The following is a 20422-nucleotide window of genomic DNA, read 5'->3' as shown; positions in this document are numbered from 1 at the left end:
CACTTCATGCTCGATTTCCCGCGCTGGAAAGTCATCATGCTCTGGGCGGTTGCGCTGGCTTGCGCGCTGTCCGCTTTGCCGACGCTGGCCGGCATGGCCGGCGTGGCCTGGCCCGCCGGCGTGCCCGAGCCGAAGGTCAACCTGGGGCTCGACCTGGCCGGCGGCAGCCACATCCTGCTGGAGGCCGACCCGGCGCAAGTGCGCAACCAGCGCGTCGAGGGCATGGAAGAATCGGTGCGGACCAAGCTGCACGCGATGACCCCGCAGGTTCGCGTCAGCGACATTTCGAACGCCAACGGTTCGATCAATTTTCAGGTCGAGGACCCGTCGAAGATCGACGCGGTGCGCGAGGCGATGCTGCCGCTGACCAATGGCGCGGGCCTGACCGGCAAGCGCGACTGGACGATCACCGTCGTCGACGGCAATCGTTTTGTGCTGACGCCGAGCCAGGAAGGCATCGACCAGGCGGTGACGCAGGCGATGGACACCGCGGTCGAAGTCGTGCGCAAGCGCATCGACGCGCTCGGCACCAAGGAGCCGACGATCATCCGCTCCGGACCGCGCCGCATTCTGGTGCAGGTGCCGGGTCTGCAGGATCCGCAGGCGCTGAAAAACCTGCTGGGCCAGACCGCCAAGCTGGAATTCAAGCTGGTCGATCAGGCCGCATTGCCCAGCGACGTGGCGCAGGGCATCGCGCCCCCGGGCGATGAAATCGTGCCCTTTGCCGAAGGCAAGGCCGGCGCGGCGCCAAAGCTTGCGGTCAAGCGGCTGGGCGGTATTCGCGGCGACGAGCTGACCAATGCGCAGCTGTCGAACAATTCGCAGACCAACGCGGCAACGGTTTCGATCACGTTCAACAGCGATGGCGGTGCGAAATTCGCCAAGCTGACCTCGATGAACGTCGGCAAGCCGTTCGCGATCATCCTTGATGGCAAGGTCCTGTCGGCGCCGACGATCAACGAAGCGATCTTGGGCGGCGCCGCAATCATTTCGGGCAATTTCACCACCGACAGCGCGAACCAGCTGGCGATATCGCTGCGCTCGGGCGCGTTGCCGGTCGATCTGAAAGTCGTGGAAGAACGCACTGTCGGGCCTGACCTGGGCGCGGATTCGATCCGCAAGGGCATGATCGCGATGGGCGTGGGCACGCTGGCGCTCGCGATCTTCATCATCGTCACATACGGCCGCTTCGGTGTTTATGCCTGCTGCGCGCTGGCGCTCAACATGCTGATGATCCTGGGGATCATGGGCGTGGTCGGTACGACGCTGACGCTGCCGGGCATCGCCGGGTTCGTGCTGACGATCGGCGCGGCGGTCGATGCCAACGTGCTGATCAACGAACGCATCCGCGAGGAACGCCATCGCGGCCGCCGCGTGATGCAGGCGGTCGAAGTGGGGTACAAGGAAGCGACGCGCGCTATCTTTGACGCCAACATCACCAATATCATCGCCGCGAGCCTGATGTTCGCCTTTGGCTCAGGGCCGGTGAAGGGCTTTGCCGTCGTGCTGATCATCGGGATCATGACATCGGTGTTTACCGCCGTGGTCATGACGCGGATGTGGGTGTCGCAATGGTTGCGGCGCGCCCGTCCTGCCGACCTGAACCTGTAAGAGGAGCCAGACAGATGAAACTCCTCAAACTCGTCCCCGATCACACCAACATCCATTTCCTGAAATGGCGCGTCCCGTTTTACGTAATCAGCGCGCTGCTGGTGTTTGCCTCGTGGGGGCTGGTGCTGACGCGCGGGCTCAATCTCGGAGTCGATTTCGTCGGCGGGCAGATGATCCGCGTGACGTTCGAACGCAGCGCCGAGGCGCCGGTCGCAACCTTGCGCAGCGAAGTCGACAAGCTGGGGTATGGCGAGCCCGAGATCCAGCGTTTCGGCACGCCCAATGCCATCTCGATCCGCATGAAGCTGCCCGATGGCGCCGATCGCGATCCGTCGCTTTCGGACAAGATGTCGCGCACGATCACCGCTGCGGTCAAAGCCGCGCACCCCGATGCGCGGATCGACGGGGTGGATTCGGTGTCGGGCAAGGTGTCGAAAGAGCTTGGCTGGGATGCGTTTCGCGCCCTTGGCCTGGCCGCGCTGTTTGTCGCCGGGTATATCTGGCTGCGGTTCGAATGGCAGTTCGGGATCGGCGCATTGCTCAGCCTGGTTCACGACGTGTCGCTGACGCTGGGCATGTTTGCACTGACGCATCTGGAATTCGACCTGAATATCGTGGCCGCGTTGCTGACGCTGATCGGGTATTCGCTCAACGATACGATCGTGGTGTATGATCGCATTCGCGAAAATCTGAAAAAGTATCGCAAGATGCCGATGCCGGAACTGCTCGACCTATCGGTCAACGAGACGCTGGCGCGCACGATCGTGACATCGCTGTCGATGCTGATCACGCTGGTTGCGTTGCTGATTTTCGGGCCGGCGGTGATTTTCGGGTTTACCGCCGCGATCACGCTGGGGATTTTCGTCGGGACGTACAGCTCGATCTATATGGCCGCGCCGATCCTGATCTGGCTGAAAGTGTCGTCGAAAAGCTTTGTGCCGGCAGAGGTCAAGAGCGACGCCCAAGTCGCCCGGCGGGGATAAATCCTCCCCGGAACGGGGAGGGGGACCGCCCGGAGGGTGGTGGAGGGGCCTCGCCCCACGGGATTCCCATGACAAGTCGTGCTGCGACACTGGCGTGATTGCGCTTCACTGCGAGGTGGTGTCAGGAGGCACCGCCCCTCCACCACTGCTTCGCGTGGTCCCCCTCCCCGTGCCGGGGAGGATTTACTTTACGACTTCGCGGTAGATTTTGCCGAGTTCGTTGGCGTTGGCGTCCCAGCTGAAGCGGGCGGCGGCTGCGGCGACTTCGGCTTGTGGGACGTTTGCATCCAGTACTGCGCGCAACGCTTCGGCAATCGCGTCGGGATTGCGGTCTACCGCGCAGCCCGTGCGGGGATCGCTGACCACTTCGCGCGCGCCGCCGACATCGCTGATGACGATCGGCGTGCCGCTGGCGAGCGCTTCGATCCAGGCATTGGCCAGGCCTTCGCGTTCCGAGGGCAGGACCATTGCTTCGGCTGCGGTGAGCAGCAGCGGCAGATCGTCATGCCCCAGCGCGCCGGCAAAGCGCACGCGTGCGCCAAGCCCTGCGGTTTCGACCTGGCGGCGCAGCGCGGCCTCATCCGGGCCGCCCCCAGCCAGGACCAGCACCACGTCGCCTGGCAGGCGGGACATCGCGGCGATGGCCAGCGCCTGGCCTTTGATTGCAATCAGATTGCCGACGCACACCACCAGCCGCGCATCCGGCGGCAAAGCCAGCGCGGGCAGCCGTTCGGCCAGGATCGCGCGCGCTTCATCACGCGGGCGAGGATAAAACCGCGTATGATCGAGCCCGGTATAATGCACGCGGATGCGCTCTGCGGGCAGGCCCATTGCGATCATATCGCGGCCCAGCGCCTGTGAGACCGTCAGCAGCACGCGCGCCTGGGCGCCCGCCGTCAGCATCTGCTCACGCGCGGCGGGTACGGTGCCCCAGTGGAGTATGTCGCCGCCGCGCGCCTTGATCGCCAGCGGCAGGTTCAGTGCGCGGGCAATGTGCGCGGCCGCAGGACCATCGGGATAAAAAAACTGCGCATCGACCATATCGAACGGCTGGGCCGTGTGCAGCCTGCGCGCCAGGGGCAGCACGGCGCGCACGATCAGCGAAGGGTTGAACCGTCCCGACACACCGGGAATGAGCGCAAAACGCGGATGATGCACTGTCACCGCGCCGGTTTCGACGGCAGGTATCATGCGCAGCGGCGCATATTTTGCGGGACACAGGATTTGCGGCAGCGGGGGCAATCCGATCGGATTGATCACTGTGACATCCCAGTTTTCCTGGCGCGCCAGCGTTTCCAGCTGCGTCTGGACAAAACGGCCAAAGCCGGGCCGGCTCGGCGCCGGGTACAGCGTTGCCAGCGACAGGAGGCGCAAACGGCTCAGAGCCGGCGCACCAGCATTTCGCCAACGGCCAGCCAGTTTGGCCGGTCGATCACGACCTGACGCTGGCCGATGCCAGGTGGCAGGATCGCGATGCGTTCGCCGTCGCGGTCGATCATCCGGCCAAACGCAAAGCGGCCGCCCGGGCGGGGCGCCAGCACATCGCGGTTGAGCGCACGCGGGAAATCCTCGGGGCCCACTTGGCGCAGCCAGATCTGGTCGCCGGTGCGGTATTCGCCCGCGCTGGCTTCGACCGACACGACGACCAGCGACGCCTCACCACCGGGTACCACCGGAAAGATTGCTTCGACTTGCCGCGTGGCCGCTTCGATACCATTGATGCCCAGGCGCGCGATCACGGCCGGCGCTGTGCTGCTTTCGGCCTTTACCAGCGCCTGCGGATCGATTTCGAGCGCTTCGGCAATGCGGTTCATCCATGCCAGCGACAGCGAGCGCATGCCCGTTTCCAGCCGCCCGATCGTCTGCGCGGTCGTCGCCGGGTCGCACCGGGCGGCAACGTCGGCAAGTGTCAGCCCTTTTTGCCGCCGGATGTCGCGGATGCGGTTGATCATCGTTTGCTCTCAAATTGCAAATTCGGCCGTGTTACAATCATTCCACCAGCTTCAATGGCAGAGCAAGAGGGCGGCGGTTTATCTTTTAGTCAGCAACAGCTTTCAAATTTCCAGCTTTGCCATGGTATCAACAGTCTTACCCCTCGATCAGTTCCGCAAGTTCCAGCCAGCGCATTTCGCCCGCGTCCTTTTCGGCGCGCAAGGCATCGAGTTCGGCGGTCAATTTTGCAAACCGCGCAGGGTCGCGCGTATACAGCGCGGGATCGGCGAGATCGGCCTCGCCTTTGGCCACCGCAGCATCGATCGCTTCGATCCGTTTGGGCAGCAGCTCGTAATCGCGCTGATCCTTGTAGGTCAGCTTGCCCTTGCGCGCTGGCGGGGGTGACGCCGTGGCAGCGGCAGTGCCCCCGCCCGATCGCGCAACCGGGCGTCCGGCCACGCGCTCCTTGCGGATGCGGTCCCACTCGGCATAGCCGCCCGCCACCACATCGACCCGGCCCGATCCGTCGAGCCCCAGCGTGATATTGACCGTGCGATCGAGAAAATCGCGGTCGTGGCTGACGATCAGCACGGTGCCGTCGTAATCGCCGATCACGTCCTGCAGCAAATCGAGCGTTTCCAGGTCCAGGTCGTTGGTCGGTTCGTCCAGCACCAGCAGGTTCGACTTGCGCGCAAATTCGCGTGCCAGCAGCAGCCGCGAGCGTTCACCGCCCGACAGCGTGCCGACGCGCGCTTCGACCAGACCGGGATCGAACAGGAAATCCTTCAGGTAGCCCTGGATGTGCTTGCGATCGCCACGCACATCGATCCAGTCGCCACCCTCGGCGAGCACGTCGCGGATGCGTTTTTCCGGGCTCATCAGGCTGCGCTGCTGATCGATCAGTACGGTCTCGAGTGTCTGCGCCAGCGTGATCTTGCCGCTGTCGGGCGCCAGATCGCCAGTCAGCAGTTTGAGTAGTGTCGTCTTGCCCGCACCGTTCGACCCGACCACGCCGATACGATCGCCGCGGGTGATGCGCAGTGTGAAATCCTTGATGATCGTGCGATCGCCGAAATTTTTCGTCACCCCATCTGCGACGATCACCGCCTTGCTCTTGGCGTCATCGGTGCCCAGCGCGAGCTTGGCCGTGCCTTGCGGTGTCATCATCGCGGCACGTTGTGCGCGCATTTCACCCAGTTTCGCCAGGCGCCCCTGGTTGCGTTTGCGCCGTGCCGTCACCCCGCGCAACAGCCAGTGCGCCTCAAGCTTCAGCCTGGCGTCGAGCTTTTCGGCCGCGCGCGCTTCCTCGGCGTAGATCGCCTCCATCCACGCTTCATAGCCGCCAAAGCCGACATCCTTGCGGCGCAGGCTGCCCCGGTCGAGCCAGAACGTCGCGCGGGTCAGGCGTTCGAGAAAGGTCCGGTCGTGGCTGATCACGACGAACGCGCCGTTATAGCGTTGCAGCCAGGTTTCCAGCCATTCGATCGCGGCAAGGTCGAGGTGGTTGGTCGGCTCGTCGAGCAGCAGCAGGTCGGGCTCGCTTGCCAGCGCGCGCGCCAGCGCAGCGCGGCGGCGCTCGCCGCCCGAGGCACTTTCCGCATTGCGCGACATGTCGATGCCCAGCTGATCGGCAATCGCCTCCACTTCGTGACGCGCCGGGGCGTCATCGCCGTGCAGCGCGAAATCCATCAGCGTGGCATAGCCGGTGAAGAAAGGATCCTGTTCCAGCGTTACGATGCGCGTGCCCGGCAGGACCGAGCGCTTGCCGCGATCGGCTTCGATCAGCCCGCCGATCAGCTTCAGCAGCGTGGTCTTGCCCGCGCCGTTGCGGCCGATCAGTGCGAGCCGGTCACGCGGCGCGATGGAAAGTGCGATGTCCTGGAACAGCCAGCCATTGCCCTGGAGCAGGCCGAGGCCTTCCCAGCTGAGTATCGGTGCGATTGCCATAAGCTGGCGCGCATAGCCTGTTTCACACAAAACGGGACCGGTTTTTTTCAAGGTGACTTTGATACGGCGACGGAATTTTCGGCCATTCACGATGCGTTCAATGCTTGGCGGGTATCAGGCTTGCGTGATGCAGCAAATTCGATTGACCTTTCTTGGTGTGCTTGCGGCAGTGTCGGTTGCGATTCCGATCGTTGCAGAGGCAAACCCGCCGCACGATGAACAGATCGAGGCGCGCCGCGATCTGCGCGCCGGAAACGTGCATTCGCTGCGCGATATCGAGCGCCAGGTGCTGCCGACGATGCGCGGCCTGCAATACCTGGGGCCGGAATACGACCCGGAAGCCATGGCGTACCGCCTGAAATTCATCCGCGATGGTCGCGTGGTGTTTGTCGATGTCGATGCGCGCACAGGCCAGGTGCGGGGGCATCGCTAAAAACATTCTCCCGGTGCCGGCAGGATTTCTGAACCTCATACTACGCCGCCATTCCTTGACCGTTCAGGAACGACGCGGCATTGCATGGACAGCGGCAACGGGCCAGATCGGTTCGGGGCCAACAAGGGGCACGAAACTTCCATGCGCATCCTGATCGTCGAGGACGAACCCACTTTGGGTCGGCAGCTCAAGTCCACGCTAGAGGCGAATGGCTATGCGGTCGATCTGTCGGTGGATGGTGAAGACGGGCATTTCATGGGCTCGACCGAGGAATACGATGCGGTGGTGCTCGATCTGGGCCTGCCCGAAATCGACGGGCTGACTGTGCTGAACATGTGGCGCAAAGAAAGCCGCAAGTTTCCCGTGCTGGTGCTGACCGCGCGCGACAGTTGGTCGGACAAGGTCGCGGGCCTGGACGCCGGCGCCGATGATTACCTGGCCAAGCCGTTCCAGACCGAGGAATTGATCGCGCGGCTGCGCGCGCTGATCCGCCGCGCGTCGGGCAACACCAGCGCGGAGCTGATTGCGGGCGATGTCCGGCTCGACACGCGATCGGGCCGGGTGACACTGGCGGGCGAGCCGGTGAAGCTGACCGCGCAGGAATACAAGCTGCTGTCGTACCTGTTGCACCACAAGGGCAAGGTCGTCAGCCGTACCGAGCTGATCGAACATATCTATGATCAGGATTTCGATCGCGATTCCAATACGATAGAGGTGTTTGTCACGCGCATTCGCAAGAAGCTCGGTCCCGATGTGATTACGACGATCCGTGGCCTCGGTTACAGCCTCAACGATCCCGCACGCGCCTGATCGCGCAGATGCGGGGCCGGCGCCGGTCGACGCCGGCGAAACCGCGCCTGTCACGGTCGCGCGCCATACCGGTTCGCTGCGCCGGCGCATGCTGTTCATCGCATTTGCGTGGATCTTCGTGCTGCTGCTGGGTGGCGGGCTGGCGCTCGATCAGACGCTGACCGGACTGGTCAAAAGCAATTTCGATTATCAACTGAATTACATGCTGACCGCGATGGTGGCATCGGCGGAAATCGGACCCGAAGGCGAAGTGTTTTTCAGCCGGCCGCTGGGCGATCAGCGGTTCATGGAGCCGAACAGCGGGCTGTACTGGCAGATTTCCGGGCAAGGCCACGACGAATATCCGTCGCGGTCGCTATGGGATCGGACGCTGAAGCTGAAAGGCGATCATTTCGACAACCAGCCGCATATCTACGACACCAAACAGTTCGAGGGCGAACCGCTGCGCGTAATCGAGCGGTCGGTGATCCTGCCCGGCAGCAACACGTCCTGGCAATTTGCCGTCGCAGCCGCGCGCACAGATGTCGATGCACAGATCCTGCGGATCCGCGCGATCCTGATCTGGTCGTTTGTCGTGCTGGGCCTGGGGCTGATCGCGATGGCGGTGGCGCAGACCTATTACGGGCTCGGGCCGCTACGCCGGGTGCGCCAGGCGATTGCCCGCCTGCGCGAGGAATCGGGATCGCAACTGACCGAGCCGCTGCCGCTCGAAGTGCAGCCGCTGGTGCTCGAACTGAACGAATTGCTCGCGCATTCGGAGCGTCAGGCGCAAGAGGCGCGCACCCATGCGGGCAATCTGGCGCATGCGCTGAAAACCCCGTTGACCGTGATCACCAATGCCGCGACCGCGCATGCCGACGATCTGGCCGATACCGTGCGGCGCGAGGCGCTGGTGATGCGCCGCCAGGTCGATCATCATCTGGCGCGCGCGCGCGCGGTCGGGCGCCGCGCGATCGGCCAGTCGCGCGCAACGCTCGGCGACAGCGTGGAGGCGGTGGTCCGCGCGGTCGAGCGCTTGTATCCCGATACCCGGCTGGATCTGGATGGCAATCGCGACGCGCAAGTCGCGATCGAGCGGCAGGATCTGGATGAAGTTCTGGGTAACCTGATCGAAAACGCGGCAAAATACGGCGGTGGTTCGGTGTTCATCACGATGGAGGCCACGACCTCGGACACGCGCTATTGCGACATCTGGATCGAGGATGACGGGATGGGCATCCCTGAAATTGCGCGCGACCAGCTGTTTACCCGGGGCGCACGGCTGGATACCGGCAAGCCCGGGACCGGGCTTGGTCTGGCGATCGTGCGCGACGTGGCGGAATTGTACGGGGGGTCGATTGCGCTGGGTGAAAGCGAGGATCTGGGTGGATTGCTGGTGACGTTGCGGCTGCCAAGGGCGCGGGTAAAGTAGTGTTTTCTTAGGGCCTCCGGCGGCCAAGGGCCATCGCCCTTGGAGCCCGAGACTATTGGGTTTGCACAAAATTTCGGGTCTTGCACCCGACGCAAAGCGGCTATCAGTTCAATGTGTTAACGGGATCCGAGGGCAATGGCCCAAAGGCGCTAACTTTGTTTTTTCTCGTCTTCCCGGGCTTGACCCGGGATCCCGCTTTTCTTTCGCGGTACCTTCAAATTCGGGCGTTTCCGCGCCGAAGAAGCGGGCCCCCGGGTCAAGCCCGGGGCGACGGTATTGTTATGTTAGCGCCTATGGCCGATGGCCCTTGGCCGCGGAGGCTCTTCAACCACTTGTGTGAACCCGGTAACCCCCAAGGGCTTTTTACGCCCGCGGATGCGCGGTGCGGTACACATCGAGCAGGCGCGCCGCATCGACCTGGGTATAGATCTGCGTCGAGGACAGGCTGGCGTGGCCAAGCAGTTCCTGCAAGCTGCGCAGATCGGCCCCGGCGCCCAACAGATGCGTGGCAAAGCTGTGGCGCAGGGCATGGGGCGTGGCGGTGGGCGGCAGGCCCAGCAGTGTGCGTGCGCGGGCCATCACGCGGCGGATCATGCCGGCCGCCAACGGCCCACCTTTGGCGCCGCGGAACAGCGGTTCGGCGCGGGGCAGGGGCCACGGCGCCAGCGAGACATAGCGATCGACCGCATCGCGCACGACCGGCAATAGCGCGATCAGGCGCTGGCGGCCGCCTTTGCCGGTAATAACCAGGCTGTCGTGCAGCGGCAGGATCGCAGGGGTCAGCGCCAAAGCTTCGCCGATGCGCAGGCCCGCGCCATAAAGCAGCAACAGCACCGCCATGTCGCGCGCGGCGATCCACGGCTCTCCGGCGTCTTCGCCAACGGTCTGGGTCAGATGCAGTGCTTCGTCAGGCGTGATCGGTCGGGGCAGGCCTTTCTTGACGCGCGGCCCGCGCAAGCGAGGTGCGGCAGCCGGCAGGCCTGCTTGACCCCGCGCAAACGCCATGAACGCCTTGAGCGCGGACAGTTCGCGCGCGGCCGACACCTGTCCGATGCCGGCCGCGCGGCGGCCGGCAAGCTGTGTGCGCAGCGCCGCGACATCGAGCGCAGCAAGCGTAGCCCAATCGCGCGGCGGCTGTTCCTGCGTGGCGATCAGGCGCCGGGCAGTCGCCACATAAGCGCGCACGGTATGCGGCGACCGGCGCCGCCCGTGCGTCAGGTGATCATGCCATGCGGCCAGGATTTCCGCCTCGATCATGCCGCGACCAGTTCGCCGAGCAGCGCATCGAGCAGCGGCATGCCGCGGTCGGTGACGATCAGGCGATCGCCGTGGCGCGTAACCAGCCCGAGATCGCCGTAGAACCGCACCTTGTCGGCATTTATCAGCGTTTCTGCCGGCAGGTGCAGCCGTGCGGCGAGCTGGGCCAGATCGACCCCTTCGCGCAGGCGCAGGCCCATCAGCAGCGCCTCGCTCGCCTGTTCGCCGGCGCCCAGCGCGCGTTCTTCCTGCAGGCCATGGCCGGTGCGGTCGATCGCGGACAGCCAGTTTTCGGGCTTGCGATGGCGCGTCGTTGCCAGACGGGTGCGGCGGCCATGCGCGCCGGGGCCGATCCCCGCGTAATCGCCATAGCGCCAATACGTCAGGTTGTGCCGGCTTTCCTCGCCCGGGCGGGCATGGTTGCTGATTTCGTACGCGGGCAGGCCGGCGGCGGCGGTCATGTCGCGGGTCAGCGCGAACAGATCGGCGCCGGCATCGTCGTCGAGCGGGATTAACTGCCCTTCGCGCACCAGAGTGGCGAACCGGGTGCCGGGCTCGATCGTCAATTGGTACAACGACAAATGCCCGGTGCCGAACGACAGTGCTCGCGCCAGCTCCGCCTGCCACATCGCGGGCGTCTGGTCGGGGCGGGCATAGATCAGGTCGAACGTAACGCGGGCGAAATGGCGTTGTGCGACATCGAGCGCGGCAAGGCCTTCGGCTGCATCGTGCAGCCGGCCAAGGAAGCGCAGGGTCTCGTCATCGAGCGCTTGCAGGCCAAGGGATACGCGGTTGATGCCAGCGTGGGCCAAGGCCGCAAATCGCGATGCTTCGACCGAGGACGGATTGGCCTCCAGCGTGATTTCTATCGCGGGGTCGAAAGTCCAATGGCTTGCTGCCGCTTTCAACAGGCTTTCGACCAGGGCAGGCGGCATCAGCGAGGGTGTGCCGCCACCGAAGAAGATCGATGTCAGGCGCCGGCCGGGGGTCAGGGCTGCTTCATGCGCCATGTCCGCCAGCAAGCCGCGCTCCCACAGCGCAATATCCACAGCATCGCGGACGTGGCTGTTGAAATCGCAATACGGACATTTGGCCAGGCAAAACGGCCAGTGAATGTATAAAGCCAGCGCTTCCATAACCCACTTTCTTGCTCCCCTTCAGGGGAGGGGCTTAAGCAAGAGGGGCGTTTAGCGTATAAAGGCAGCAGCGACCAGCTTGGCAAAGGCATCGGCGCGGTGGCTGATGGCGTGTTTGTGCGCGGGATCGAGTTCGGCGAATGTGCGCGTATCGCCATGCGGTACGAACACCGGGTCATAGCCGAAGCCTAACATACCGCGCGGCGGCCAAGTCAGGGAACCATAGGCGCGCCCTTCGAACACCGCCTCGCGGCCATTGGGCCAGGCCAGCGCCAGCACGCAGCAGAAACACGCATCGCGCGACACATCCGGACCCAGTTCGGCCAGTTTGCCCTCGACTTTGCCCATTGCCATGTACCAGTCGCGCCCGGGGCCGCCTTCATAGGGCGCGGCCTCGGCCCAATCGGCGGTGTACACGCCCGGCGCACCATTCAGCGCGTTTACCGCCAGCCCGGAATCGTCGGATAGCGCCGGAAAGCCCGAGGCCTTTGCCGCAGCGTGGGCCTTGAGCAGCGCATTTTCGGCAAAGGTGGTCCCGGTTTCCTCGGGCTCGGGCAGGCCGAGTTCGCCCGCCGACACGCAATCCATGCCATGCGGCACGAGCAACGCGCGGATCTCGCGCAACTTGCCCGCGTTGTGCGTGGCGATCACCAGTTTGCCGGGGGAAAGCCTGGTCATCAGCGGCCGACTGCGCGGTCCTGCGCGGCAAAGATCTGTTCGCAACCGATGCGCGACAGGCGCAGCAGCGCGAGCAGGCCCTCTTCGTCATACGTCGCGCCTTCGGCTGTGGCCTGTGCTTCGGCGATATGGCCGCCCTCGATCAGCACGAAATTGGCATCGGCATCGGCGCTGCTGTCCTCGATATAATCAAGATCGAGTACCGGGGTGCCGCCGACGATGCCGCACGAGATGGCTGCAACCTTGCGCGGCAGCGGGTCTTCCTTGATCAGCCCTTGCGCAATCAGCTTGTCCACAGCCAGGCGCAGCGCGACCCAGGCGCCTGAAATCGACGCGGTGCGCGTGCCGCCATCGGCCTGGATCACATCGCAATCGAGCGTGATCTGGCGCTCGCCCAGTTTCTTCAGGTCGGTCACCGCGCGCAAGGACCGGCCGATCAGGCGCTGGATTTCTTGCGTGCGGCCCGACTGCTTGCCCTTGGCGGCTTCGCGGCTGCTGCGCGTGTGCGTCGCGCGGGGCAGCATCGAATATTCCGCCGTCACCCAGCCTTCGCCTTTGCCGCGCATGAACGGTGGCACGCGTTCCTCGACAGACGCGGTGACCAGCACTTTGGTATCGCCAAAGCTGATCAGTACCGAGCCTTCGGCGTGTTTGGTGAAACCGGTTTCGATGGAGATTGCCCGCATTTCATCCGCGGCACGGCCCGAAGCTCGCATGGAATTTGTCCTTTATCCTGTCGGCGCTGCGTTTGGCCCATTGCAGGCGGTATCGCAAGCCTTAGGATGGCGCGATGACAGCCGGCCCGACCCTTAGCGAACTGACCCTGCGCGCGCGCGATATTTTCCGGCTGGTGGTCGAGGGGTTCATCGATACCGGCGCGCCCGTCGGGTCGAAAACCCTGGCCGGCAGCGGCGGCGTCAATCTGTCGCCGGCCTCGATCCGTTCGGTGCTGCAGGAATTGCAGGATGCCGGGCTTTTGTCTGCCGCACATACCAGCGCCGGGCGCATGCCGACCGAATTCGGGCTGCGGTTGTTTGTCGACGGCATCATGCAGGTGGCCGAGCCGTCATTGGCCGAGCGCACGCAGATCGAGCGCGGCCTGGCGCAGGGGGGCACGATCGAATCTGCGCTCGCCGCGGCCAGCACGGCGCTTTCCGAAATGTCGGCCGGCGCGGGGGTGGTCATGGTGCCCCGCCGCGAGCCACGGCTGTTGCAGATCACCTTTGTCGCGCTGGCGCCGCGCCGCGCGCTCGTGGTGCTCGTCGCCGAAGACGGCGGGATCGAAAACCGCGTGGTCGACCTGGCCGATCCGGTAATGCCCGGCGTGCTGGAGGCGGCGGGCAATTACCTGACCGCGCGGCTGGCGGGGCGCACGCTGGCAGAGGCGGCAACAGGCATCGCGGCGGAAATAACCAGCGGCAAAAGCGCGCTCGACAGCGCCAGTGCCGATCTGGTGCGCCGGGGCCTGGCGATCTGGAGCCGCGATTCGGCGCAGCGCCCGGTGCTGGTGGTGCGCGGGCAGGCCAATCTGCTCGACGATGCCGCGGTGCAGGATCTGGAACGCGTGCGGCAATTGCTCGACGAACTGGAAAGCGTCGAATCGATTGCGCATGTGCTGGATGCGGCGCGCGTGGCGCAGGCGACACGGATTTTCATCGGCAGCGAAAACCGCTTGATGTCGCTGTCGGGTTCGTCGGTGATCGCCACGCCGTGGCGCGATGGCGATGGCCGGGTGGTCGGTGTGGTCGGCGTGATCGGGCCGACACGGTTGAATTATGCGCGCGTTGTCCCCATGGTGGATTTCACGGCTCAATCACTGAGCAAACTCATCGGCCAGGACGGATTTTCAAGACCATGAATGATACTGAGCGTTCGGAAAATGCAGCGGAACTGGAAGGCGTGCCCGCCGACATGATCGATGATGGCGCCAAATCGGACGAGGCGCTGGCCCGTCTGACCGGCGAACTCGATGCCGCCAGGCAGGATGTATTGTACGCCAAGGCCGAGACGCAGAACGTGCGGCGCCGGCTCGAAAAAGATATTGCCGACGCGCGGACGTATGCCGCGACATCGTTTGCACGCGATATCCTGTCGGTTGCGGACAATCTGGCGCGCGCGCTCGAATCCATTCCCGCCGATCTGCGCGGCGACGAGAAATTCAGGAACCTGGTGTCCGGGCTCGAAGCCACGGGCCGCGAGATCGAGAAAGTGTTTGCCAGCCATGGCATCACGCGCATCGCCGCCAAAGGCATGCCGCTCGACCCGCACCAGCACCAGGCGATGATCGAAATGCCCTCGACCGATGTCGAGCCCGGCACTGTGCTGCAGGAATTGCAGTCGGGCTATATGATCAAGGACCGCCTGCTGCGCGCAGCCATGGTCGCGGTGAGCAAGAAGCCGGAGTGATTTCAAGCCCCTCCCCTGACGGGGAGGGGGTATGCGCCAGATGAAGGCGCATGACATCTGATCTTGCGCGATGTTCTTGTTTGGGCAGATGTCGGCGCGTGTGCTTCGACAGGCTCAGCATGAGCGAATGCTATTCGAAATGAGATATTTGGACGACCCCGTCGATGTGTCGCCCAGCTCATTCACGTGGCGGGCAATGTTTATTCTCAGATACCCAGCGCCTGCCGCCCCAGCGCGATCGCGCCGGTTATACCCGCGTCATCACCCAGCCCGGGCGTGACGATATAGGTCTCCAGCCCCGCATCGAGCTGCGGATGCGTGATATACCCGTTCAGCCGCGCCAGTGTGCGGCGGCGGATGGCTTCGACGAGGCCGGGCGCCTTCATCACCCCGCCGCCAAAGATCAGGCGGTCGGGCATGTGCATCAGCACCAGATCGGCGGCAAAATCGGCGAGGTAGCCGCCGATCAGGTCGATCTTGTCGGCATCGCCGGCCAGGCGATCAAGGCTGGTGCCCCAGCGCTTGATGATCGCGGGGCCGGCGACCAGCCCCTCCAGGCAATCGCCATGGAATGGGCAGCCGCCATCGAACGGATCGGCGACGCGATCGTGCGCGGGGTGGATATGCCCCATTTCGTAATGCGAAAGCCCCATCAGCGAGCGGCCGTCGCGTAGCACGCCGGTGCCGACGCCGGTGCCGATCGTGGTATAGGCCAGCGTGCGTGCGCCCTGGCCTGCACCAAGCTGCCATTCGCCCAATGCTGCGCCGTTGACATCGGTATCGACAACGAACGGCACGCCGAATGGACTTAGCACATCGCGATACCGCGCGCCTTGCCAGCCTGGTTTGGGCGTGGCGGTGAATGTCCCGTAATCGGGCGAGCCGGGATCGATGTCGATCGGGCCGAAGCTGGCCACACCAAAGGCAGCGATTTGGCCATGGTCGGATTGCGCCTGGCGAAAGAACGCGGTGATGTCGGGAAAGCATTCGGCCGGCGTGCGTGTGTCGATCCGCGCACGCGCGACGATCGTGCCATCACGCCGGGCCAGCGCGCAGATGAATTTGGTCCCGCCCGCCTCGATCGCGCCGATCATTCCCGTTCCTTTTTTAAAGCTCCCCTTAGGGGCTACGGGATTCACACAAGTCGCGTGAGCGCCCAAAAAAGCAAACCCGCTCATCCTGAGCTTGTCGAAGGACGCGCGCGACGCATGAATTTGCGCAGTTTTATTCCCTGCTTGGCGGGCGTCAGCGCGTGTGCTTCGACTGGCGCAGCATGAGCGGATGGTGTTTAAAAACCGTTGGTTAAAAGACTTGTGTGAATGCCGTAGCTGTACCGGGGAGGATCAATCGTGTCTAGACGGGGACGACAACGACCGCGCTGCCGAGCCGGGCGCGGATCTGGTACGCGATGACGATGGCGGCGAAGACGACGCCTGAAAGGACCACTTCCATCCGCTCGTCGACCGAAAACAGCATCATCACCAGCACCGCAAGGATGCTGGCAACGGCCGCATAGCTGACGCCGGGAAACAACCAGACTTTCACATCGAGCACTTCGCCCTTGCGCTCCAGCCGCTGTCGCAATTGGATCTGCGCGAACGCGATCAACAGGTAGACGCACAGGATCGTCGCGCCCGACGATTGCACCAGGAACGCAAACAGTCCGCCCGACGACATCACCGAGGTGATGACCACGCCAAACCCGAGCAGGCCCGACACGAGGATGCCCGTCGCAGGGACTTTCGAGGCGGAGGTGTGCAGGAACGTCGCGGGTGCATCGCCGCGCTGCGCCATTTCATACAGCATGCGCGAGGTGACATAGATCGCCGAATTGAGGCACGACACGATTGCGGTAAAGATCACCGCGCCGATGATCGCCGATGCGCCCGGGACATGGATCAGCGCCAGCGCGGCGACGAACGGCGATTTGCCGGGAATGACCGTATCCCACGGCAGGATCGCCTGGATCACCGCGATCGACCCGATGTAGAAGAAAATGATGCGCAGCGCGACCGTGCGGCCCGCGCGCACGACATTGCGCGCGGGGTCCTCGGTTTCGACAGCTGCGATTGTCGCGACTTCGCTGCCCATCATCGAGAAAATCACGGTCGGGATGGCCAGGAATACCGTGCCATATCCACTGGGTGCAAAGCCGCCGTGGGTGGTGAACTGCGCCTGGAGCGCGGCAAGGCCGGGACCGAAGCCAAAGATGTAGCCCAGGCCCAGCGCGATGAACCCGACGATCGTGATGACTTTCAGGCTGGCGAACCAAAATTCGAACTCGCCATAGGTCTTGACCGACATCAGGTTGACCGCAGTCATCGCGCCGATCAGCAGCGCCGACAGCGCCCACATCGGCAGCGGGATGAACGGCATCAGCATGTTGGCGCCGGCGATCGCCTCGACCGCGATCGTGATCACCCAGAAATAGTAGTACAGCCACGCATTGGTAAACCCGGCCCACGGGCCGAGCCCGAGCGAGGTATAGCCGGTAAACGAGCCCACACCGGGCCGCGCCATCGCCATTTCGCCCAGCATGCGCATGATCACGAAGACCAGCAGCCCGCACAGCAGATACGACAGCAGCACCACCGGCCCGGCGATATGGATCGCCACGCTCGACCCGACGAAAATGCCCGCGCCGATGATCCCGCCGATCGAAATCATCGTGACGTGGCGCGGTTTCAGCGAATGCGCGAGCTTGGCGCCTGGATCTGCCGACAAATGCTGTTCCTTGAAAAATTGCAAAGTGGTCGAGAGCGGCGCGTTCGCTGCGACAAGCCGAAGTATTGGCCGGACGTGGACTGTTGGCAAGTGCTCTCATACCCTGGGCCCCGGCGCAATTCGCGCCGGGGCCCATCAGATTATTTCATGACCGGACCGTCGCTCAGAAATGCACGCGCGCGTTGATCCCCCAGGTGCGCGGACGGGCAAACACCGACTGGGTCGCGCCCGAATAGAGCGAACCGTCGTAGGCGTAATTGCGATAGGCGCGGTTGAAGATGTTGTTCACATAGACCGCCAGATCGAGATTGGTGCCTTTTGGCGAAAACCCGATGCGCGCGTTCTCGATGGTATAGCCCCGTTCCTCTTCGACCGGCGCGCACAGCAGAGTGAAACACATGTGCGATTGTGCCAGGGCATCGGCCTGAACGCTGGCGATGCCCGCTGATGTTTCGAATTCATAATGCACGAAGGCACCGCCCGACCAGTGCGGCGCCTGCGGCAGATCGTGCGTCACCACGGTCACGCCATCGGGCAGCAGGACATTGGGCACATCGCTGCTTTCCCACGCGGCGTTCAGTTTAAGGGTCAGGCCGGGAATGGGCACGGTCATGAATTCGGCCTCGATGCCGCGTGCCTTGGCCGGCAGGTTGCGAATTTCCTGGACGTAGCCGACTTGGGCAAACGCCTGATAGTTATGATAATTGTAGTAATATGCGGCGAGGTTGAGGCTCGAATGCATCGGCAAGGTGGCTTTTAGCCCGATCTCGTAATCGTCGAGCACCTCGGGGCGGAAGGCGATGCCGTTGAGCGTATCGAGCACGGCCTGGCCCGGGGTCGGCGTACCGGTCGAGAAGCTGAAGCCGCCCGATTTCGACCCGCGGTTATAGCTGGCATAGATCAGCGTGGCCGTGCTCGGCTTGTAATCGAGTTCGGCACGCGCGGTCAGGCCGCTGTAGTTCTGGTCTGCATCCTTGCCGGTGGCGGTAACCGCATTGCCCGTCGCCTGCGTATTGCCCGTGGGATCGTTGTAGCCCACGCTGTCGGGGCAATAGTGGATCGTGAAGCCGGTCCAGTATTCCGCGCCGTTGTAACAGCCCAGCTTGTTGTCATGCCAATAGCGTGCGCCCAGGATCAGTTTGAACTGATCATCGAACTTGTATTCGTCCTGCGCAAACACCGCGACGCTGCGCGTACGCTGATAGAAATCCACTTGCGGATCGTATTGATCGAAAGGGGTTGCGTATTGCGCATGAAAATGGCTTTCGATCGACATCGCGAATGCGCCGAACACCAGGTAGTTCTTGCCGAATGAAGTCGATGCATGGACTTCTTCGGAAAACTGGTTCGATTTGAATTTCTGGTTGAAAATCGTGCCCGGGGCATAGCACGTTATCGTTGCAATGCCGGGGCAGGGGCCGGGGGTATAGGTCGCGCCCTGAACATACGGGAATTCGGGCTGGCTATCGCCCAGCTCGTTATAGAATTTGTTGGTGTACTGGTAATCGGTGATCGACGTCAGGTCGAACATGCCGAGTTTGGCATCCATCCGGTAGGTCGCGCCGAAGAACTGGCGATCGACGCCAGGATCGCCCGTTGCGGCAATTTTCCATGGGCTGCCGCCGGTCAGAACGTTGACATTCTGGCCATTGACCAGCCCGTTGAAACCTGTGCCCATCGCGCCGGGCGTGCCGCCGTTATAGGCGGACCAATAGTTGCAGACTTGATTGGGTCCCAGATTGACGCCCTGCAGTTGTGCATTGGGGCAGGACGGTGAAAAGGTGTACATCGCACCCTGCCGCTCATGGTCGGCCTCGGTATAGCGCAACGTCAACTTGGCGCTGAAATCGGTCGAGGGCGTCCATTTGAAGATACCGCGCAGCGCCCAATGGTTGTTGGCGCCCCGGTTCTTCGTACCGGGGATGATATCCTTGATATAGCCATCGTCGCGGTCATACAGTCCCGAGACGCGGACATCGAAATTCTTGGCGAGCTGGCCCGAAATTGCGCCTTCGGCGATAGTTTCGTTATACCGGCCATAGGTCAGCGACAGGTAGCCTTCGGTAATATCCTTGGGCTGCGCGGAAATGAACTGCACCGCGCCGCCCGTCGCATTGCGGCCGAACAGCGTGCCCTGCGGCCCGCGCAGCGCCTCGGTGCGCGCCAGGTCGAAAATCGGAAAGCCCGCGGTCGACATCGACGAGGAGTAGCTGTCGTCCTGATAGACCGCGATCGGCGGTTCCTGTTCGTCGCCGTACGATGTCATCGACACGCCGCGGATGTTGAACACGACTTGCGACGAGGCATAGGCATTGAAGCGCAGGCTGGGGATAGCGCGCACGACGTCTGTCGCGTTGGTGATGTTCAGATCGTGGATCGTTTCCTTGTCGAGCACGGTGATCGCGATGCCGACGTCTTTCAGCTTCTGTTCGCGGCGCTGCGCGGTCACGACGATATCGGTGGTGCCGCCGGTCGGCACGGTGGCGTCGGCTGCGGCCGGCGCCGGTGTATCAGCGGCAAAGGCGATCCCGGGGGCAAAGGCGGCGCCGGTCAGCAGACCTGCCATGATCAGGCGGTGTGCGGCAGCGCGCTGCGTACCCGAAAATGCGCGCATTTGTCCCACGTGTGGTGTGTTTCTCATGGATAGCCCCCTTCGCCATCTGAATACTGTTTTTCGACAGCCGCGCGTATCGCGCCCCCTGTTGGGGAAAGGTGCATCAAGTCTGGCGATCCGGCAAGCGCTGTGCAGCGCCCTTTTTGGGGTCAGAAAAGGGCTGGATTTGGTGCAACCATTGTAAAAATGCATTTTATAGCAATATGTTGATTGTGGCGATTGGCGGCAACCGGAGGCAAAATCGGCCTATCGTGACAATAAATTTATTTTCCTGGCGATTTCCATTTGACCCTGAACGCACGCCTGTCGGCAACAGCCAAAGCCCACGCCACCAGTCCAAACTTACGTTAAACTCGCAAACCTGACCCACTCGTCGTCCCGGGCTTGACCCGGGATCCCGCTCTGTTTCTGATAAACCAATGGAGCGCGACCAACTCGGCGGCGGGGTGTACAGCATGGCGGATCGCTATCGCGCGACCA

General features: G+C 63.4%; 17 protein-coding genes. 7 read left to right on the top strand and 10 right to left on the bottom strand.

The genetic code is table 11. The features are described from left to right. Positions 1 to 6: 6 nt before the first annotated feature. Both secD and secF read left to right on the top strand, forming a co-directional pair. Positions 7 to 1611: a protein translocase subunit SecD gene (secD, locus tag ACOOE2_RS12105; protein ID WP_420383254.1), complete on the top strand. Its 1605-nt coding sequence runs from the start codon at positions 7 to 9 to the stop codon at positions 1609 to 1611. A 14-nt stretch (positions 1612 to 1625) separates the two neighbouring features. Next, a complete protein-coding gene (gene secF, locus ACOOE2_RS12100; RefSeq protein ID WP_420383253.1) occupies positions 1626 to 2594 on the top strand; it encodes a protein translocase subunit SecF in 969 nt (322 codons plus the stop codon). A 183-nt stretch (positions 2595 to 2777) separates the two neighbouring features. Here the strand turns inward: secF and ACOOE2_RS12095 are convergent, their stop codons facing one another. The 3 genes from ACOOE2_RS12095 to ACOOE2_RS12085 all read right to left on the bottom strand — a co-directional run bounded on the left by ACOOE2_RS12095 (position 2778) and on the right by ACOOE2_RS12085 (position 6473). After that, positions 2778 to 3968 (bottom strand): glycosyltransferase, encoded by a 1191-nt coding sequence (locus ACOOE2_RS12095; RefSeq protein WP_420383252.1) that lies wholly within the window; start codon positions 3966 to 3968, stop codon positions 2778 to 2780. Positions 3969 to 3973: 5 nt separating this feature from the next. Next, positions 3974 to 4546 carry a helix-turn-helix domain-containing protein gene (locus ACOOE2_RS12090; protein WP_420383251.1) on the bottom strand — a complete coding sequence of 191 codons (573 nt, stop codon included), beginning with the start codon at positions 4544 to 4546 and terminating at the stop codon, positions 3974 to 3976. A 136-nt stretch (positions 4547 to 4682) separates the two neighbouring features. After that, complete coding sequence (locus tag ACOOE2_RS12085) at positions 4683 to 6473, bottom strand: ABC-F family ATP-binding cassette domain-containing protein (protein WP_420383250.1); 1791 nt, start codon at positions 6471 to 6473, stop codon at positions 4683 to 4685. Between the two features lie 127 nt (positions 6474 to 6600). Here ACOOE2_RS12085 and ACOOE2_RS12080 point away from each other — a divergent pair, with 127 nt between their 5' ends. The 3 genes from ACOOE2_RS12080 to ACOOE2_RS12070 all read left to right on the top strand — a co-directional run bounded on the left by ACOOE2_RS12080 (position 6601) and on the right by ACOOE2_RS12070 (position 9127). Further along, complete coding sequence (locus ACOOE2_RS12080) at positions 6601 to 6906, top strand: PepSY domain-containing protein (RefSeq protein WP_420383249.1); 306 nt, start codon at positions 6601 to 6603, stop codon at positions 6904 to 6906. A 141-nt stretch (positions 6907 to 7047) separates the two neighbouring features. Then, positions 7048 to 7716, top strand: a complete 669-nt coding sequence (locus tag ACOOE2_RS12075) for a response regulator transcription factor (RefSeq protein ID WP_420383248.1) — start codon at positions 7048 to 7050, stop codon at positions 7714 to 7716. Positions 7717 to 7804: 88 nt separating this feature from the next. Continuing rightward, the gene (locus ACOOE2_RS12070; protein ID WP_420384606.1) at positions 7805 to 9127 is read left to right on the top strand and encodes a sensor histidine kinase; all 1323 of its coding nucleotides are present in this window, start codon (positions 7805 to 7807) and stop codon (positions 9125 to 9127) included. A 363-nt stretch (positions 9128 to 9490) separates the two neighbouring features. Here the strand turns inward: ACOOE2_RS12070 and ACOOE2_RS12065 are convergent, their stop codons facing one another. The 4 genes from ACOOE2_RS12065 to rph are packed head-to-tail and all read right to left on the bottom strand — an operon-like array spanning position 9491 to position 12914. Beyond that, complete coding sequence (locus ACOOE2_RS12065; RefSeq protein WP_420383247.1) at positions 9491 to 10384, bottom strand: tyrosine recombinase XerC; 894 nt, start codon at positions 10382 to 10384, stop codon at positions 9491 to 9493. Next, positions 10381 to 11520, bottom strand: a complete 1140-nt coding sequence (gene hemW / locus ACOOE2_RS12060; RefSeq protein WP_420383246.1) for a radical SAM family heme chaperone HemW — start codon at positions 11518 to 11520, stop codon at positions 10381 to 10383. The genes ACOOE2_RS12065 and hemW overlap by 4 nt, the downstream gene beginning before the upstream one ends. A gap of 51 nt (positions 11521 to 11571) precedes the next feature. Then, complete coding sequence (rdgB, locus tag ACOOE2_RS12055) at positions 11572 to 12198, bottom strand: RdgB/HAM1 family non-canonical purine NTP pyrophosphatase (RefSeq protein WP_420383245.1); 627 nt, start codon at positions 12196 to 12198, stop codon at positions 11572 to 11574. Further along, positions 12198 to 12914 carry a ribonuclease PH gene (gene rph, locus ACOOE2_RS12050; RefSeq protein WP_420383244.1) on the bottom strand — a complete coding sequence of 239 codons (717 nt, stop codon included), beginning with the start codon at positions 12912 to 12914 and terminating at the stop codon, positions 12198 to 12200. Before rph ends, rdgB begins: the two co-directional genes overlap by 1 nt. 74 nt (positions 12915 to 12988) lie before the next feature. On the opposite strand from rph, the gene hrcA reads away from it, so the two are divergent. Beyond that, a complete protein-coding gene (hrcA, locus tag ACOOE2_RS12045; protein ID WP_420383243.1) occupies positions 12989 to 14056 on the top strand; it encodes a heat-inducible transcriptional repressor HrcA in 1068 nt (355 codons plus the stop codon). Continuing rightward, a complete protein-coding gene (locus tag ACOOE2_RS12040) occupies positions 14053 to 14604 on the top strand; it encodes a nucleotide exchange factor GrpE (RefSeq protein ID WP_420383242.1) in 552 nt (183 codons plus the stop codon). The genes hrcA and ACOOE2_RS12040 overlap by 4 nt, the downstream gene beginning before the upstream one ends. 206 nt (positions 14605 to 14810) lie before the next feature. On the opposite strand, the gene ACOOE2_RS12035 is transcribed toward ACOOE2_RS12040, so the two are convergent. The 3 genes from ACOOE2_RS12035 to ACOOE2_RS12025 form a co-directional block, all read right to left on the bottom strand. Then, a complete protein-coding gene (locus tag ACOOE2_RS12035) occupies positions 14811 to 15698 on the bottom strand; it encodes an ROK family protein (protein ID WP_420383241.1) in 888 nt (295 codons plus the stop codon). A gap of 259 nt (positions 15699 to 15957) precedes the next feature. Next, the gene (locus ACOOE2_RS12030; RefSeq protein WP_420383240.1) at positions 15958 to 17328 is read right to left on the bottom strand and encodes an amino acid permease; all 1371 of its coding nucleotides are present in this window, start codon (positions 17326 to 17328) and stop codon (positions 15958 to 15960) included. A 163-nt stretch (positions 17329 to 17491) separates the two neighbouring features. After that, positions 17492 to 19969, bottom strand: a complete 2478-nt coding sequence (locus ACOOE2_RS12025) for a TonB-dependent receptor (protein WP_420383239.1) — start codon at positions 19967 to 19969, stop codon at positions 17492 to 17494. Positions 19970 to 20422: the final 453 nt, after the last annotated feature.

This window comes from Novosphingobium sp. (genome assembly GCF_965214355.1).
Lineage (GTDB): Bacteria > Pseudomonadota > Alphaproteobacteria > Sphingomonadales > Sphingomonadaceae > Novosphingobium.
The sequence above is the reverse complement of the archived record's forward strand: the minus strand, read 5'-3'. Positions and strand labels throughout refer to the sequence as shown.